Below are 18,610 nucleotides of genomic sequence, written 5' to 3' on the forward strand. Positions count from 1 at the left end.
GTCAGCCTGCCTGCCCGTTGTCCGGTTCATCCTCATCCGGTGCAGCATCCGCAGCGGTAGTAGGCTCTTCAGGCTGATTTCGAGGTCTGCCCCTGGGCTTCCTCGGCCCAGTCAGCTGTTTGCTGGACGTCCCGTCTTTGTTGTCAGCCGAGGAGGCATCAGAGTCGTCAGACTCAGACCTGTCGATATTCCCATCTCGCCGAATCCGGTCAGACGGATCAATGACCTTGTTCCCCCAAACCGGGTACTGCATCGCACCCGATTTCAGGACCGGCACGGAGTTCAGCGGGGCCCAGAGATTTTCGAAAACGCCGATCACCTCGTCCTTAATTTCGACGCTGCTGCGCCGCTGGTTGAAATCATTATCGTCGGCGGCGGCACCGGGCCAGCAACGGATCTGTTGTTCGAGAAGTTTCCAGCCCTCTATCTTGTTGCCCCGAGCCACAACCGCCTGTGGTGCGAGAAAAAATGCCCAAAGCGGGCAGGAAAAAATAAGCTCAAATAGAGGAAGTTCGCTGAAATCCACTGCGGCATTACCTCCGTAATTAGCTTCGGAGGCCACGTCCTTGAAAGGAAAATTCTGCCAGAACGGCGTATCCGACGTGGTCGGATTGTCGAGAACCGGCTCTGCCTTCGAAGGTGAACCTGCGTTCTTGGATGCGACATTTCGGCTGACTCCACTCACCAGCATTTCTTCAACGAGAACGGAATTCAGGAAGGCGACGATCTGCCGGTGGAGCATAGACCCGGTATAGATCGCTCCAGCTGTTAGTTCATCGTCCATGCGTGTCAGCGTATAATATAGACGGGTAATGATCCTACCATAGACGCTCGGCGGCATCTCGAGGTGGACTCCTGCTGAACGCTCTAGCCATTTAGAGAAATAGACTAGAAACAGATCAAGATCATTATCTGCGGACGGCTGCCCAATATCCGCCGAAACCTCTTCTTCGGCACCATCATCATCCCCATCCGTTTCATCGGCGTTCCTAGAACTGATTCTCCTGGTGCTCGCCTCAGCCACCGACCCGGGCGCAACACTAAACCTGGGGGCCGGATAGGAACGGAGCTGGCACAGGCGACTGAATGTCTTGCGGACCTGTGCAAGGCGTTCGGAATCACCGCCCTCCCTATCGATTTCTAGGAACTCAGCCAGGCAAGCGATCAGCGAAAAAATGGATACGTGGGAACGGTCCTTGGATCGAGCGTCGGACATGATGCACGCCGCTAGGTGCGTGACCTGGGCTCGGCCAAATTTTTGGCTCAGGCTGCTCAGTGTATTGTAAACGTGCCCACGCCAGGGCCCTTTCTCCTCCCAACCCTGTCGGGCCAATTTCCACCAAGCCAGGATTGGTCGCGAAGCATATTTCTGGCACGCGTCATCTAATTCCTGGATATGCTCCCTGAAGAGTTTGGCAGCTTCGCCCGCCTTGCCCTTCGCCAACTTGCCCGCATAGAGGTGTCTGACCATGTTGGGGGTGTCAATCTTGGCCCCACTCACCGGGATCGTGCCTCGATCGATGCCCTGCTCTCGGCGAGACAGGGATCGCTGAACTCCAATGGCACGGCGGGCCACAGTCGATGGCCGTTCACGCAAATCAAGCCCCAACGCCTGCACAATCTCATGCGACTTCACCTCTTCACGCTGGAGCATGAATTCACGCGTGAGTCCCAGTTTGATCATATAGACAAGCGACTGGCCCGGCGCGTCGCTGAAGCTCTTCGCAAACTGGCTGGCAAAGACGATAGCCACCATGTTCTGGTCCGCATCGCCATATTCAGGCCGCAGGCGATAGGTGGTCTCCCAGCCGCCGGTGGTCTCGCTCCAGGCGATCATCTGCGCGATCAGGGCATCAGGATCGCCGCTGGCGATAGCAATGGGGTCAAGGTGCTTATGGTATAACGCCGACGCGAAGATATTCGGCAGGGCGGCGCGAAATTCGTTCAGCGTCCCTGGCTTAACCCTGTCCCCCTCCGCAACGACCTTATCCCCGGCCTTCAGAAACTGGAGAACGGTTCGTAACGGCTGGCTCAAGATGGCGCGCCGATACAGCGCCGCATCCCCACTGTCGGTCACGAAAATGACCTTTTCCAGAAGCTTATCGATGAATTTCGATATCGTCAGTTCCGGGGACGAGTTCGACGCTTTGACAATAATGGTGTGCCGATCCGCACGGGCATCTTCGATCTCCACCAACGTCGCCAAGGTGATACGGTTTTCAGGCTTCAGCACTTTTTGCAGGTACTGCTCTTCCAACCTGTCCACCATGCGGACCAGCGGATCGGCGTTCCAGGACGTCAGGCTGTCTTCTCCGTGGTGATTCCGATGGGGGCGGTCATGCCGTAATAGACTATCGCCAAGATTCAGATACTGCTCACGCCGAACAAGTTGTGAGTAAAGGCCAAAATCACCGGAGATCAGCAATATTACGTGTGGAGTTGTTAAGTACTTCCGGATCATCTCCAGAACGGGCCAACCCTTTTCGAACTTAGTATCAATGTCGTCGAAGGCAAGGACGAAAGCCGACTTACCCAGAAAATCGAGTGCACAGCGGATAAACTTATGGAAGCGCCGTTCAAACTCCGTCCCGCTGTGCGCTCGCTCCAGGCCATGATTCATCACATGCTGGGGGTCGTCCCAACTGGCATCGTAAGCGCTCTGCGACCCAACTCCCTCTAGGAGGGATAAGCCACCGGCCAGCTCCCTCCAATTTTCCTGAAAGGAACGGTATTTGTCGTCGCCCTTGGGCGACACCTGCCTATTATTGTAATACTCATTACACGTCTTCACGATCTTGGCGACAATCGTGATGATAATGTTCTCTTTACCCTCCACAAGGGTGGGGTCGATTATGTCGAGAACCATAAGTCCGTCATCACCCGAGCTGCGGATGTCCTCAAATATGTTGAGGATGAAGGTTGTCTTGCCGCTGCCGCGGGAACCATTCACCAGGACGGCGTTATGGACACGATCCTGGACCCCTGTGCCTCTCGTCTCGCTACGTCCCTTGCTGAGCACCGCGTTCTGCTCGAACTGCTTCAGCAACGCTCTCACACGGATCGTGGCATCGCGCTGGATGCGGTTGTTGGGGTCCGTAATCAGAATGACGTCGGTGGGCTCCTTAAGGTCGATGACAATAGGTGCTGCGCTCACGAAATACCTCATACGACGGGGACTGACACACGTATCATTTTGCCTTACATCACATCAACACATCCATTTATATACAAAATCCAGGCAGCAACCATCTCTCCCAGACAATCGTCTGAGGGACCCTCCGGCCATGACCAGATGACCACATCGCTACGCCATCGCGCACTCGGACAGCAGATCTGCGCCGACGGCACGCCGTCCGATGTCGCGCAGGTGCGCATGATGGGTGAAGAACAGCACCTGCGTCGACGACGCCAGTTCCGCCAGGACCCGCAAGCCGGCCTCGGCCCGTTCATCATCGAAATTCACGAACAGGTCATCGGCCAGGAAGGGCAACCGCACCCCGGCGGCAATGGACTGCTCCACCGCCGCCAGCCGCAGGGCCAGGAATAGCTGGTCGGCGGTGCCCTCGCTCATCCCGTCGATGGGAACCAGTGTCACCTTATCTTCCCGCAAGCCCAGAAGGCGGGGCGTGGTCGGTTCGTAGTCGACCTTGAGCTCGGCGAAGCGGCCCAGGGTCAGGGTGCGGAACAGGTCGCTGGCGCGGCGCAGCAGCGGTCCTTGGCGCTGTTCGCGATAGCGATCCATGGCCCAGCGCAGCATCAGCGACTGCGCGCGCTTCAGCACATATACCTCCGCCTGGGCCTTCATCTCCGCCCGGGCCGCCTCTGCATCGGTGGCGGCATCCACTGCCCCATGGGAGCCCTGATCCAGGGTATCGAAGGTTTTGCGGGCTTCGCCCAAAGCGTCGGCAGCGGCAGTCAGGGTTGGTGTCAGGGCCCTGAGTTCGTGGTCCAGGTCCGTCGCACGCACCGCCACGGTATCCGGGTCACAGGCTTGCCATTCGGCGATGAGGTCGGCCAGGGGGCGGTTGTCCCCCTCCGCCACAATCTGCCGCTCGGCCTCCGTTTGACGGGCGATGTGTTCCCGGTGGGTTTTCGACCGTTCCAGGAAGGGTCGCAGATCCGCTGCCGTCTCAACACCCGCTCGGGCCATGAGCGGCGTAATACCTTCCAGGGCAAGGTCGTGGTCCAGGATGGCGCCATCGACCTCGGCTTGGTGTTTCTTGGCCTCCGCCTTCAGACTGCTGATTTCCTGCGCCACCACGCGGGCGTCGGCGACGCGCGCCCGCAGCACATCCAGGATCTGTGCCGGATTCCCATCCGGGTCCAGGCCCACCTCCAACGCCAGCGCGGCCACGGCGGCCTGAAACGCGGCCCGGTCCCGGGTAATGCCGGCGATGCGGTGGCTATGCTCGCTGATCTTTTCCTGGGTCGCGCGCAACTCCTCGACTAGTTCCAGCCATCCGTCGATGGTGCCCATGTCCAACCGGACGGCCAACCGCTCCTGTTCCTCCGCCCACTCCTGGGCCGCGGCCTGGACTGCCTGCTTGTCGCGTTCCAACTGCCGTTGCAGGCGAGAAATCTCCTCATCCAGGCTAGTAAGTCGCGTTCGCTTCTCTCGGAAGGCCTGGTGCAGCGCCTCGCCTTCCTGCTTTTCCCGGTCAGCCGTCGCCAGAAGGACGGACAGTCGATCCGTGACTGGTGGCGCCTTAAGCACCTGAGCCAAGTCACTCATCGCCCTTTGCCCGCGCTCCCGTGCACGGTCGACCCTCTGGCGCGCATCAATTGCCGCCCAGTGCCCCTCCAGCGCCCGCTGCCGTTGGGCAAGCCAAGCGCGTAAAGGCAGCGGCGCCAGCGGCGGCAGCGCCTGGGATTGCAAGCGTTCCTCCCAGGCCAGCCGCCGAGCCTCCGAGCTGGCCTCCGCTTCCCCTACTGCATCCCGTATAGCATTCTGGCGCGAGATCAAGCGCTCCCGGTCTTGATCCAAGGCAGTCAGCCGGGCGGACGCCTCCGCAGTTTCATAGCGGCGGTCGACGACGTGGTCGGCATTACCCACCGCCGTGGCATAGGTTTCAGCCACCGCAGCAGGCCTGTCCAGAGGACGCCCCTCACGTAAATGGCTGTCGATGTCCTGCCAGACAGCATCTCTCTGGCTTCGTGCCTCTTCCACCTCAGCGGCCGAGACGGCCTGTCCAGTCTGGGCCAACTGGACGCGCTGTAGATTCCGCTGCTCCAACTCCGTGGCCAGGCGGCGTTCCTCCGCCCGCAGATCTTCCAGGCCCGCTGCCGCCCTCAACTCCGCCTCCGACGCCGCCTGGATTTCCAGGTCGTCGACTATGGGAAGGGCCGCCAGTCCGGCGGCGTCCCCTTGCCAGGGACGGAGGGCGGCCAATGCCGCCTGGGCTTCCGCCTCCGCTCTCTCGGCGGTTGCCCGTTCAACGGCACAGCGTTCGTCAAAATCCTCGCCCAGCGCCTGCGCCTGGCTGATGGCCGCCGTCAGCACTGTCAGGCCTTCCATCAGGACGGCATCAGCCAATTCCACGCGCAACGGCTCGGCCTGGGCGCGTTTATCCTCCACGTCATCCGTCCGAGACCGTAGACTGGCCAATGCGGCGGCATGCCGCTGCGCGATGTCGCGCAGCTTGCGTGCCACCAGGCTGGAGGGCAGGTCGCCGGACAAGGCCAACTCGGTGCGCAGGCGCGCAGCCCGCTCTTCCATGCCCCGCCGTTCCCCCTCCAGCCTGGTCAGATCGATTCCTCCCTTGGAAGCGGTGCCACGCTCTTCCGTCAGGCGCTCGATGCGATCCGCGAGGGCGAGAATGGGATCGACCTGCAAAGGCTTCAGGCGTTCCAACACATCATCACGACGCCGTTCGGCCGCAACGCGGTTCTGTTCGGCCTTGGCGATCCTCATCAAAAAGACTTCTGCGCTTTCTTCCTCCACGCTGGTGAATTTGACCACTTGCTCCATCTCAGCAAGCACCACCAGCGTTGCTTCGCGTTGCCGCATGGCCGGGCTGATGCGGCGCAGGCGTTCCGCCGCGATGCGTTCAGTCTGAAGCAGAGCCAGCTTCTCCCGCAGATTCTTGAGCGCCTGCTCGCGCTCTTCGACCAAGGCGCGGGCGTCGGACCATTCCTTGGGCTTGAGCTGCTGATCGCGCAGGGCATCCGTGCTGGCTTTCAACTGCCGTTCGGCCATGGTGAAGGTGCGCTTGGCGGCGGCGCGCTTGCCCCAGATGCCGCTGGCTTCCTCTTCCAATGCCGCCAGGACCTCGGCGATGCCGGTGAGGCCGGAGCCGGCGGCGAATAGAGCCTGGCCCAAGTCGCTGCTGGCCTCCACCATCGCCTCCCCACCTCGGCGCAAACCGGCCTGGTCCAGGCTGAAACCGCTGCTGAAGGTTTCACGGGTCACGCCGTGCAACAGCGCCGATAGCCGTCCTTCGTCCAAGGGCTGGTCGCTGGCATCGATCAGGCTGTGGTCCCGGGTCTTGCGGCGGCGGCAGGCCAGCCGCTGCCCGTCCTCCTCCAAGGTGGCGCCGATACGCATCAGCGCATAGTCGAAGCGGAAATTGTAGGCGCTGCGCAGCGGGATACCGAACAGCAGATCGGACACCGCCGCCAGAGTGGTGGATTTCCCCGCCTCGTTGGGCCCGTAGATCATATGAAAATCCGGGACGCCGGCGCGAAACGACAGCTGGCAATCCTCAAATCGCCCGTAGCGCTCCAGATGCAAATCAGCGAAACGCATTCACTCAGCCTCCCCGCCCGCCAACCGCGCGCCCAAGGCGCTGCCGGCGATGGCCAACAAGGCGGACCAGTCACCCCGGTCGGCCATGGCCGCCAAGCTGCCATCATCGTTGTCACCGGCAACTTTGACGGCGGTGAGGAAAGGGGCCAGATCTTCGGCCAAGGCGGCGGCCAGTTCCAGAGCGCCCTGTGCCTCCGCCAGCATGGCCATGAAATCCTCCGCGACGCCGTCCTTAATCGGTGGCGCCGCCGGTGGCGACACATCCAACTGTACCTTTTCAATCCAAAGGTCGGGGGCCACCCCCGCCGCCAGGGCGCAGATCTCATCCCGGTGACGACCTCGGCGTTCCTGCAACGCGCCCGCCAGCGGCGTCCGGCCACTCAGGACCACCCGGGCAACCATGGGGCGTCCCTCCGAATGGACCGCATGATGACGCGCCAGAGCCTGTCGGGTGGCGGTGTCGACATCGTCCAGGGTCTGGGCACCGCTACAGTCAACGTCGACACGTGCCCAACGCAGCGTGTCCAGCGGCACGTGGCGTAGCCTGGTCACCACACCGTCCTCCACCTCCACATACACGGCACCCTTGGGCCCGGCTTCGCGGATGTGACGGCCCTGCAGGTTGCCGGGGAAGACCACATGGGGCCGTTCGGCATGGATGGCATGGTCATGCACATGGCCCAGGGCCCAGTAGTCGTAGCCCCTGGCGCGTAAATCATCGACGCTGCAGGGTGCGTAGGTCGCGTGTCCCTCATGTCCGGTCAGGGCTGTATGCAGCACGCCAATGTTAAAGTGATTCTCGACAGGACCTGGGTAGCCCGTCGCTAGGTTGTCGGTTACGTGAGCGGTGGCGAAACTCTGTCCATGAATGGCGACATGTAGATGTGGAATGAGGTGCGTCGTCGGCTTCGTCCTAAACTGTTGGACATTCGGCGGCCAAGGCAGCTTCTTCCTGATATCAGAAGCCGCATCGTGATTGCCGGCCAGCAGGTAGACCGGAATTTCCGCGGCCGCCAGTTTGCCCATGGCACGGGCGAAGTAGAGCCCGGTGCTCATGTCCTTCCAATCGCCATCGAACAGATCGCCGGCGATCAGCATGAAGTCCACCGCCTCGTCGCAGGCGAAGCTGACCAGATTGTCGAAGGCGGCCCGTGTCGCGTTCCGCACCTCTTCAAACGGCAAACCCTCGTACCGTGCCAACCCGTGCAACGGACTATCCAGATGGATATCTGCGGCGTGGATGAAGTGGAAACTAGCCATGCACCTTCCCTCTCGCCGTGTATACTCTTTCGATAGAGCTACTTCCGGTTAAGAGGCATAATCATGGTGGTGGACGAGATCGTCAATGACGCGGATGGTAACGTTCAGGAGCCCCAGTTGGCCGGGCCCATCCTGGCGATTGATGCCATCGTCACGCCAAAGCTCAGCTTCGCCTCCCACCAGAACGCTGTACCGGTCCTGCGTGATCTGCGTCTGTTGAACCTCGGCACGGCCCCCCTGGAAAACCTGGTTGTCGACATCAGCGCCGACCCACCCGTTTTCGAACCCGTGCAGTGGCGGGTTGATCATGTCGCCCCGGCGGGGGAAACGCACATCACCAAACGGGACCTGAAGCTGAACGCCGGACTGCTCTTGCAGCTGAGCGAGGCGGTAAAGGCAACGGTGACTCTGCGCGCCACCATCGAGGGGGCGGTCGATAGCGAGGCCACGGTCCGTGATTTCCCGGTTGAACTGCTGGCCCGCAATGAATGGGGTGGAGCGGCAGCCATGCCGGAGCTGTTGGCTGCCTTCACCCTGCCCAACGACCCGGGCACCTCCAAGCTGATCAAAGCCGCGAGCGAGGTGCTGCGCCGCAGTGGCCGGCCCGACGGCATCGAGGGATATCAATCCAAAAGTCGCACCCGCGTCCATGAACTGGCATCGGCCATCTGGTCCGCTGTGGCGTCGCTGCGGCTCACCTACAGCGAACCGCCGGCCAGCTTCGAGTGGCAAGGGCAAAAGGTCCGCACACCGTCGCAGGTGCTGGAAACGGGGCTGGGCACCTGTCTGGATACCGCCCTGCTGTTCGCCGCGGTGCTAGAGCAGGCAGGCCTTTACCCGGTGCTCGTCGTGACGCGGGGACACGCGTTCGCCGGCCTCTGGCTGCAGCCCCAGGAGTTTGCGACCCTTCTGGTCCATGACGCCGCCAGCCTGCGCAAGCGTGTCGCCCTACAGGAACTGGTCCTGTTCGAGACCACGCTGGTGACCGGCGGGCACCCATCCCCCTTCTCCCGTGCCATCGCCCAGGCGAATCGGAAGATCGACGAGGAGCATGAGGGCGAATTCGTCATGGCGCTCGATATCCGCCGCGCCCGCATGCAAAGGCTGCGGCCGCTGGCAATGGCAGATGCCGGCAGTTCAAGCGCCCTCCCCGAGGAAACGGAGATTGCTCCCGCCGATGAGGGGCTGGAAGCGGCGCCCGCCTTACCGGACTTCGACTTGGCCGACACGGAGGTCCCCCCCAACACCGCCGAGGGCCGCCTGGACCGGTGGCAGCGCAAACTACTGGACCTCACCACCCGCAACCGACTGCTGAACGTGAAGCTGGGGTCCACCTCCATCCGGCTGTTTTGCCCTAACCCGGCGGCACTAGAGGATCGTCTGGCCGATGGCGCCAGCTTCCGCATTGTGGCCGCCCCGCCCATGGAGGGGGCTGCCGGCCGGGATACCGATCTGCACCTTCAGCGGACGGGCGAGGAGCTGACCCACGTCTATGCCCGCGACGCGTTGGAGCGCGGGGAGATCCTATCGCTGCTGCCGGCCGACAAGTTGGATGCCCAACTGGTGGAGTTGTACCGCAAGACCCAGGTGGACCTGGCAGAGGGCGGAGCCAACACCTTGTTCCTGGCCGTGGGCTTCCTGGTCTGGAAAAAGTCCGGGAGCGACGCGCGAAGCTATCGGGCGCCGCTGATCCTGCTGCCGGTCAAATTGGAACGGCGCAGCGTGCGCTCCGGAGTGAAACTCTCCATCCACGAGGATGAGCCACGCTTCAATCTGACGCTGCTGCAGATGCTGCGGCAGGACTTCGAACTCGACATTCCGGAATTGGCTGGCCCCTTGCCGACCGATGAGTCCGGTATCGACGTGCCGCGCATCTGGAACTTGGTTCGCCGCGCCGTGCGCGACACACCCGGATTTGAGGTGGTCGAGGACGTCATCCTCGGAACCTTCTCCTTCGCCAAGTATCTGATGTGGAAGGATCTGGTTGACCGTACCGAGGCGCTGAAGCGCAACCCGGTCGTCCGTCACCTGTTGGAAACGCCACGCGAGCCTTATGAAGGCGGAGAGGAGCCGCCCCGGCCCCAGGAATTGGACGAGATCGTCGCCCCTGAGGACCTGTTCGCCCCGTTGGCAGCTGATTCTTCGCAATTGGCGGCCGTGGTGGGATCGGCCCGGGGTTGCGACTTCGTCCTGGATGGTCCACCGGGCACCGGCAAGTCCCAAACCATTGCCAATATGATCGCCCACAACCTGGCGCTGGGCCGTAAGGTGCTGTTCGTGGCGGAGAAGCGGGCCGCGCTGGACGTAGTCCACCGCCGGCTTGTCGCCCATGGGCTGGGACCGTTCTGCCTGGAGCTTCACAGCAACAAGGCCTCCAAGCAGGATGTGCTGCGTCAGCTGGACTCCGCCTGGAGCGCGGTGGAGGAGTCGCCAGTGGATACGTGGCGCCGGCGGGCCGCCGAACTCAAGATGAGCCGCGACCAACTGAACCAACTGGTGCAGGCACTACACAGGCGGCGGCCCAATGGCCTGACGCTCTACAACGCCATCGGCCGGGTGGTGCGGGACGGCGCGACCCAAGCATTCCGACTGGGCTGGACGACGGGCGCCGACCATAGCGAAGCGGATCTGGAACACCTGCGGGATACGACCCATAAGCTGGACCTCCATCGCGCGACGGCATCCCCCGATAACTTGGCCGCCTTCGGCCAAATCGGTCAGGGCGAATGGTCCAACGCCTGGCAGGCGGAGTTGCTGGCCGCGGTCGCCGCGCTGGCAAAGGCGGCCATCGCACTCGGTGACGCCCGCGCCCCGTTGGCCCAGGCATTGGGTATCGATATCGCCGGCGACCAGCGCGGCCTTGCCGCCGCTGCGATATTGGCGCGGGCCCTGCAGCAGGTGAGCGGCCTGGATTTGGCATTCGCCTTCAGTCCGGAAGCGGCGCAAATGCTTGACCAGGGTGCCCGGGCGCTCCCCCTCGTTCGCGCCTACCGCGATGAGGCGGCGCAGCTTTCCCGGCCGCAGGAGCCCGCCATCGTCAAGGCGCTGCCGCTGGCTGAGCTGGATGCCGAGTGGGCCGCCGCTAACGCGGCGATCTGGCCCCTCTCGGCCATGAAGAAGAAGGCGCTGGTCAAGCGCCTTGATCCGACTGGGGCGGCCGACCCCGATCAGGACCTGCCCCGTCTGCGTCATCTGCAAGGGCTGCTTCAGCAGTTGGACGCGTTGGCACAGCTGTCGGCCCTGCCCGGCTGGGCTGGTGTGACGACCGATCTGGATCGCCTGGACCGGACACTGAAAGCGGCCGCCACCCTGCGCTCGGCCATCGTCAGCGCGGCCCATACGCCGGACCAGCTCATCGGTCTGCGCGGGGCCTTACGGCGCCTGTGCGTGGACGCCAATGATTTGCTGGCGCCCGAAGGCAGCATCGGCAGGACGGGTCAGCGCTATCTCGACGCCCATGCCGCTTTCCTGGACGCGAAGGACGCCTTCGAACGGGTGGCGAAGGCCCCGAAGCCCGTTGATGATCCCGATCTGCTGAGCCATTGCCAAGCCATGGCGTCCGCTATTTCAGCACGGGCTTCCCAGCTGAATGCCTGGACGGCCTGGCAGCGGGTACGGCAATCGGCGGTCGACCAGGGCCTCGAAAGCTTGGTGACGGCCATGGAAGCCGGCGCCATCCCGCCTGGTGGCGCTGCCGACGCCTTTGACGTCGCTTACGCCCGCTGGTGGGCGGAACGGACCATTGATGCCGAGAGCGCGGTCCGCGACTTCAACATCGCCGAGCACAGTGACACCATCAGCCGCTTCCGCACCCTGGACCAGGAGTTCGGGGCGCTGACCCAGCTTTACATCCGCGCCCGCATCGCCAGCGGGATTCCACCCAAGGACGGTAAGGCGCAGCCCCCCGGTTTCGGTTCCCTGGCGCATCAGTTGAAGCTGCAGAAGCGTCACAAGCCGGTGCGTCAGTTGGTGGCGGAGATGGGAGCGGCCCTGACAACGCTGACCCCCTGCCTGCTGATGAGCCCCCTGTCCGTGGCGCAATACCTGCCGCCGGACGCAGCACCATTCGACCTGGTGATCTTCGACGAAGCCTCGCAGATCACGCCTTGGGACGCGGTGGGGGCCATTGCCCGAGGCCGCCAGGTGGTGGTGGCGGGCGACCCAAAGCAAATGCCACCCACCAGCTTCTTCGATCGTGGCGCGAGCGCAGAGGAAGACGACAGCGAGATCGAGGCCGACCAGGAAAGCATCCTGGAAGAATGCCTCGGTGCGCGCCTGCCACAGCGCCGCCTAGCTTGGCACTACCGCAGCCGGCATGAAAGCCTCATCGCCTTTTCCAACCACCGCTACTATGACGGCGACCTGATCACCTTCCCCGCCCCGGTGACGCGGGACACGATGGTGACTTGGCGACAGGTGTCGGGTGCCTGGTCCCGCGGCAAGGCCCGGTCGAACCAGGTGGAAGCCGAAGCGGTGGTCGAGGAAGCTGTCCGCCGCCTATTGGATCCGGGTTTCGTCGATGAAAAGGGCAACCGGCTGACTTTGGCCGTGATCACCTTGAATTCGGAACAGCAGAAGCTGATCGAAGACCTGCTGGATCGCGCCCGGCGGCGCCATCCGGCGCTGGAACCATATTTCGCCGAAGACGTGCCGGAGCCGGTGGTGGTCAAGAACCTGGAAACGGTTCAAGGCGATGAGCGGGATGTGATCCTGTTGGGCATCGCCTACGGCCCGGAAACGCCGGACGCGCCCGTCATGTCGATGAACTTCGGCCCCCTCAACCGCGCCGGCGGCTGGCGGCGTCTCAACGTCGCCGTCACCCGGGCGCGGCGGGAGATGGTCATCTTCACTTCCTTCCCGCCTAACCTGATTGATCTCAACCGCACCAGCTCGGACGCCGTACGCGACTTGCGGCATTTCCTGGAATACGCGGAGCGCGGCCCGCGGGCCTTGGGTGAGGCCGCCAGCGGTTCGGCGGGTGGCTTCGACTCCCCCTTCGAGCACGCAGTGGCCCGAGGATTGCGCGAGCGGGGATGGACAGTCGTGCCACAGATCGGTGTTTCCCGCTTCCGCATCGACCTGGGCGTGGTGCACCCGGATCGGCCGGGTGACTACCTGATCGGCGTGGAATGCGATGGCGCTTCCTATCACAGCGCCGCCACGGCGCGGGATCGCGACAAAGTTCGGGAGGCGGTGCTGAAGAGCTTGGGCTGGACACTCACCCGGGTCTGGTCGACGGAGTGGTGGATCGATCAGCAAGGCGCGCTGGACCGGCTCCACGCCGAATTGACCACCGCCCTGGAACAGTCGCGCGCCGAGGCGGCGGCAAAAGCGGCGGAAGCGGCGGAAGTCGCCCCGGCACTTGAGGCCAGCACGGTGGAGGACGCGGCGGAAGCCCCGGATGGCATACCCCCGTCAGGGGATGCGTCGGAAGAGCCGGAGCTGTTCGGTGGGGATTACCGCTGCGCCAGTTTCGATCACATGACCACCATCGACCCGGAGAAATTCCAGGAGCCCGACTATCTCCCTCACCTGAAGGACATGATCCTGCATGTCGTGGCAACGGAAGCGCCGATCCGCGACACCGCCCTGGTAGAGCGCATCGCCCGAGCCCATGGGTTCAAACGATCCGGCCGGCTGATCCGCGAACGCGTGTTATCGATCGCCCGCGGTGTCGCCCATGTCGAAACCGAGCATACCGGCGCCACCTTCGTCTGGGCCGACGCGATGGCACCCTCGGCCTGGGAACAGGCCCGGCTTCCTTATTCCGGGCTGGATGTTCGCTCCATCGAGGATATCGCCCTGCCGGAGCTCTCCGCCGTCATTCGGTCCTGCGCCGACACCGAGGATCCGCTGACGGACGCCGCTCGCCGCCTCGGCGTCCGTCGCCTAAGTGCGGTGGCACGGGAGCGCTTGGCTATGGCCAAACCGATAACTGGACACATCAGGGATTAGGGCTGGCCGGTGCGATAAAACTACTTATCGGATCTAAAATGGCACCCACGTATTTCAAGCGATCGCCTATCTAGAAGAGATCCAACACGACTATAAGACTGAGATGCCCGACAGAACGTCGGCGAGCAAATGAATCAAGAATAACCTGCGATTTGGTGTATTATTCAGCGTTCTGGCTCCACTAATCGAGTCGGCTGGTATGATGCGCGGGGGATGTTGCGATGGCGAGGGCACTTTCTGAATTAACGCTCGATGAGGTCGTTGCTGTCCTCATTGGGGGTGAGGCAGTCGCTCTCGCCGACCGCAGCGAATTGACCCTAGATAACGCCGATAGCCGAACTCTGTTGGCTTTCTATAACCGCGACCGCAGCTCTTACTGGAACCCTGACAAAGATACCGCGATCCGCGAAGGGGAAATTGACAAGCTTCTTGAGGCATTGGAGCGCCCCTACATAGCTCCACCGCTGCCGAGGGCCGTCGCCCAGGGGCTACAACGTTGGCGACTGATCAAAATCGAAGCACACCGATTCCGGGGCTTGCACCGGCATTGCGGTGATCAGGGCCGAGACCCCAAGCCATTCGTCCATGACGTCGCTGGCGACGTCACACTGTTCCGCGGCTTTAATGGCGCAGGCAAGACATCGTTGCTCAATGCGGTGTGCTGGTGCCTGACAGGAGTCGGCTATCACGCGCAGGCGTTGCCCTCTTCGCCTCATGACCTGATCGATGTCCAGGTTCAGCCGGACGATGGCCAACCCGGAGCAACTCCGGCGACGTTCAAGATGCCGCCTCTGGTACCTATCCCTACGGACGAAGAACTCGCCCTCACGGGCGGTGAACCGAAAGTCGACACCTGGGTGAGGCTGACCTTCCGGTCGCTCGTTGCCCCCACCCGCGTGGTAGAGGTGGAACGTAAACTTCAAAAGACACCAAAAGGAAAACTCGAGGTCCCTGTTTCGGGATTAGAGGATTTGGGGCTAGGCGATTTGGCGCTACAGGCCGGAACCACCATGCCCGCCATCGCTGCCGCCATGCGCTTTGGCGACAAGACAAGTCTGTCACAGGCAGTGGCAACATTAACTGGGCTCCGCCCGCTGGCCGCCTTCGGCTCACGGTGTGAAAACGTCCACGACCGGCTCACCGACAAGTTTACAAAGGCAGCGACCACCGAACGTGACAATGCGGCAGCAGATGTGCGGAATCAGATCATCACACTGCAAGATCTGGTCGAAGCACATTCCGGCGTTCCGGCGTTGGGCATGGTGATGGTACCGGACCTCGCGGCGCCTGACGCCTGGAAGCAGGGCATTGCCAATGCAAAACAGGCTCTCGATACTGCCGAGGCGGCTACCAAGACAGATGCCGAACTGTTGCTTGGTGTCCTGCCCCGGCACAGCAACGACGCCGACATCCAACGCTTCGTCGCCGACATCGACGCGGCCACCGCTCTCATTGGCGGGACCGCGCTCAAGGCGCTTCCCTCTTGGGACAAGGCAGTCAAGCTGGGCCAGCTCGCCGAGGATGTTTTAGCGGCCGCCGAGACCCAGATCGCCTCCGTCGTCGACGAAGCGCGTCAGGTCCACCATAGCTTGGCTGATAAGCGTAGGGCTGGCCGTATCCGGCTCTACGCGCTCGTGGCGAAATGGCATGAGGAGCATTACCCCGGCCAAGCCATCCATGCGTGTCCGGTTTGCGGAACCGAACTCGTCGATGGGGCCGATGTTCCTCCAGATGCCCTGCTTGATATGGAGGTGGTAACTGCCCTGGAAAACTGTCGGGCGGCCGACGCCGCAGCATTGAAAACTGCAAAGGAATGGGAGCGCGACAAGGCACGGGAATTCGTGACGCAGCTGCCTGACGGGCTGCGGGCATTCGCTACCTCGGCCCTGCCGCAAACAGCCCTCCAGCTATACGGCGATGCGCTGGCCAAGGAACTGTTCAGCACCGACATGGACATGCCCCAGAGCATGAGACCGTTGGCCAAGAACGTCGCCAGCATCTGGTCTTCCGCCATCGCCGGCGCGGCACCGATGCCGAATGCCTATGACACCGATCTGCCCGACGACATTCCCAACAACGAAGGGCTGCGCAATAACCTGGTGAATATCGAACGTGCTATTCGGATTGCGCGGTATCGAACTGCGAATAGCGAATTTATTCGGCAGGCCATAAAGCGGACTCTAAACGAGATGCAGGACTTGGACGAACTTGGTGTCGCCCAGAAACCGTTGAAAGAACAACTAGCAATACTGAAGCGATTTGCCCAGTCCTCGACATCCTTTCGGGCGGTTCGCCGCCAAGTGGTGCAGATCGATACAAATTGCCAAATCTGGGCAGCGAAGTTAGAGAGAATCGGCAAGCTTGCACGGGCAGCCACGGCCATCCAGCCATTCATGGCGCTACCTGCGTTGGTTCATCAGCAGGTCGGTGGGCTTATCGAACATCTCAATTCCCGCGCCACCCATTGGGCCACCCTAATTTACCGACCACAGTTCAACGGAGCGCCGTCGTATGCGGGCCTCGACCCGGATCACGCCGACACCTTCATGCTGCTTGCGACCAACGGCAAACATCGGGTCGCCGCTCACCACATCATGAATGCGTCGGCTCTGCGTGCCTTTCTGTGGTCGTTTGTGTTGGCCCTATGGGAGCAAATCTGGGCTAGGTCCGGAGGCATTTCCTGCCTGTTGATGGACGATGCCCAGGACCTGCTAGACCCCGCCAATGTGGCCAACATGGCGGCGGCGATCCCCAAAATACTGGAGGCGGGGATTAATCCCCTGGTCGCCAGCAATGATTTTGCGTTCCTTGCCTCTGTGGAGAACCACGTTAGGGCTGGAAACGGGCGCGCAGGCGCTCCGCAGGTGGATGCCTGGGAGTTCTCGGCGATCTCGCGCTCAAAAGCGACAGCTACCATGACGCCATTGCTTGATGAGGTGAGGGAGCGCTTCCGCCGGTGGCAAACTAACGAAAACGACCCGGAACTGTCCCGCCAATTCGCCTATCCAGTCCGCGTTCGCATTGAGACCAAGCTGTGGGATCTGCTTGGTGACGATCCAGTCGTGCTTCAGGACCCGACCCTGCACGACCTGATGGGCCGGATTTCTACGATGCGACGCAACGGCGAGGTGCCGTTCAACGAAGAGCCTTTCCGCAGGCTCGTCGAATTGCCATGCCTTCAGCCTGGCGCCTCGTTCCGAGATGTTATTAACAAGGCCCACCATGGTCGAGCCGACCAAGTTACACCCGGCGAAGCCGCCATCGTGGCCGAGCACCATGATATAGTGCTGAAGGCAATTGATGCCTGTTGGACGACTTACGCTAGGCACATGCGACGTTTGCCGCCAGAGGAAGGCGATTTGTCTGCGGGCGCGAAGGCTCCTGCGCCACCCGCCGCAATCACTTTCACAAATACGAACTTCCCAATTATTGGCAATCTGGCCGCGCATGGTATTGGGACGGCTCTCGTCGATCTGGAAGCTGCAACCGCTTCGTTTCAGCTCGAAACACTGGGCGATATTGCGCTTTACACGCTTAGGGCGAACACATTGGGAATGGTCGCCCTTCAAGGGCAGACCCTCATTGTCTCCTTGAGCGAGCAGCCCCGCCATGGTGACCTCGCCGTAGTTCAGACTGCGGGGAGGACCTACGCCCGCCGCATTGGCATAGACCGCCGTGACCCGTCCCGTATTGCGCTGGAAACGCTGCAATCAACCGCGAATGTACCTCCGACACATTTCGTGATGCAGGCGACGTCGCGCGTACTCAAGATTATTGGGGTGCTATTCGACAACACGCAGTCTGGCCATGGTCAGGATGAGGCCATCCTGACCGATGTCTCGCAGATCATCAAGCAAGTGACCGGCGTAGCCCAGGTGGTCGGTGATAGTGCTTTTCCTCTGGCCAATGACGGCCACCACGTCCTCATTGGACCGGCGGGGCCCTTGGATGCCTTGGTCGGGCGGATCGTTGCTGTGATTGCACACGACGACCCCGATTTTCCTCAGCGCCGGGGGTTTCTCAAGCGACTGAGTAAGCCGATGCCGGGCCACAGAAACATCCACTATCTTGAAAACGTGGGGCTTTTTGGAGAAGGGGAATACGTGCAATTCCCTGTCAATGCGACACTCGTCCCAGGTGTTCCCCTGGTCGACCAGATTTGGAGAGTGCATGGGGTGCTCTTCAGATGAGTGAGCAGGGCCGCATCAGGGCCGATGCCAGGTGGGCGAATGGCTTCGGTTTTTTTTGATCCATGTTCGGCGTGGCAACTGTCGCCTGCCGTTCCAAGGAAGACGCCGGCCTTGCCCCAGGAAACCAATCCCGCAACCCAAAGCGCCATGGACGATGCCCAAGAAGCGCGGGCGCCGGCTGGCCAATTTGAAGGTTGGCGGTTCAGCGCTCGTTCGGCAAATCCGACAAGATGGCCAGGCGCGTTTGCTGCGGGTGCAGCGCCTCAAGGACGAACAGGACAACACACCGGGAATACCGGTATTGGTGGAGGGTATCAGTGTCATGTCGCCAGGGAACGTGGTCGTCTGGGAAGCCGCGCCGTCCACTGAACCGCTTCGTCTGCGGGCGTCGGAACACATCTTCAGTGTAAAAATTGGCTACGCGATCCTCTCCGCATCCTTGACCAAAACACTTTGCTGA

Annotated in this window: 6 protein-coding genes; 3 read left to right on the forward strand and 3 right to left on the reverse strand. The window is 62.0% G+C overall.

Annotated elements, in window-relative coordinates; translation table 11 throughout:
* Position 1: 1 nt before the first annotated feature.
* The 3 genes from P5F91_RS20480 to P5F91_RS20490 all read right to left on the reverse strand — a co-directional run bounded on the left by P5F91_RS20480 (position 2) and on the right by P5F91_RS20490 (position 8,005).
* Complete coding sequence (locus P5F91_RS20480; RefSeq protein ID WP_277908128.1) at positions 2-3,154, reverse strand: P-loop NTPase fold protein; 3,153 nt, start codon at positions 3,152-3,154, stop codon at positions 2-4.
* 150 nt (positions 3,155-3,304) lie between these two features.
* Positions 3,305-6,745, reverse strand: coding sequence for an ATP-binding protein (locus P5F91_RS20485; RefSeq protein WP_277908129.1), 3,441 nt, complete (start codon positions 6,743-6,745; stop codon positions 3,305-3,307).
* On the reverse strand, positions 6,746-8,005 hold the full coding sequence (locus P5F91_RS20490; RefSeq protein WP_277908130.1) for a metallophosphoesterase family protein: 1,260 nt from the start codon (positions 8,003-8,005) through the stop codon (positions 6,746-6,748).
* 63 nt (positions 8,006-8,068) lie between these two features.
* On the opposite strand from P5F91_RS20490, the gene P5F91_RS20495 reads away from it, so the two are divergent.
* The 3 genes from P5F91_RS20495 to P5F91_RS20505 all read left to right on the forward strand — a co-directional run bounded on the left by P5F91_RS20495 (position 8,069) and on the right by P5F91_RS20505 (position 18,610).
* Positions 8,069-13,960: a DUF3320 domain-containing protein gene (locus tag P5F91_RS20495; protein ID WP_277908131.1), complete on the forward strand. Its 5,892-nt coding sequence runs from the start codon at positions 8,069-8,071 to the stop codon at positions 13,958-13,960.
* Between the two features lie 221 nt (positions 13,961-14,181).
* Complete coding sequence (locus tag P5F91_RS20500; RefSeq protein ID WP_277908132.1) at positions 14,182-18,150, forward strand: ATP-binding protein; 3,969 nt, start codon at positions 14,182-14,184, stop codon at positions 18,148-18,150.
* A 154-nt stretch (positions 18,151-18,304) separates the two neighbouring features.
* Positions 18,305-18,610: a hypothetical protein gene (locus tag P5F91_RS20505; RefSeq protein ID WP_277908133.1), complete on the forward strand. Its 306-nt coding sequence runs from the start codon at positions 18,305-18,307 to the stop codon at positions 18,608-18,610.

The sequence above is a fragment of the Nitrospirillum amazonense genome (assembly GCF_029594735.1).
In the GTDB taxonomy this organism is placed as follows: domain Bacteria; phylum Pseudomonadota; class Alphaproteobacteria; order Azospirillales; family Azospirillaceae; genus Nitrospirillum; species Nitrospirillum amazonense.

Bases quoted from the DNA above. Each gene is read 5' to 3' on its own strand.
- P5F91_RS20485 (WP_277908129.1), bottom strand. From the start codon at position 6,745: ATGCGTTTCGCTGATTTGCATCTGGAGCGCTACGGGCGATTTGAGGAT.
- P5F91_RS20505 (WP_277908133.1), top strand. From the start codon at position 18,305: ATGCCCAAGAAGCGCGGGCGCCGGCTGGCCAATTTGAAGGTTGGCGGT.
- P5F91_RS20490 (WP_277908130.1), bottom strand. From the start codon at position 8,005: ATGGCTAGTTTCCACTTCATCCACGCCGCAGATATCCATCTGGATAGT.
- P5F91_RS20495 (WP_277908131.1), top strand. From the start codon at position 8,069: ATGGTGGTGGACGAGATCGTCAATGACGCGGATGGTAACGTTCAGGAG.
- P5F91_RS20500 (WP_277908132.1), top strand. From the start codon at position 14,182: ATGGCGAGGGCACTTTCTGAATTAACGCTCGATGAGGTCGTTGCTGTC.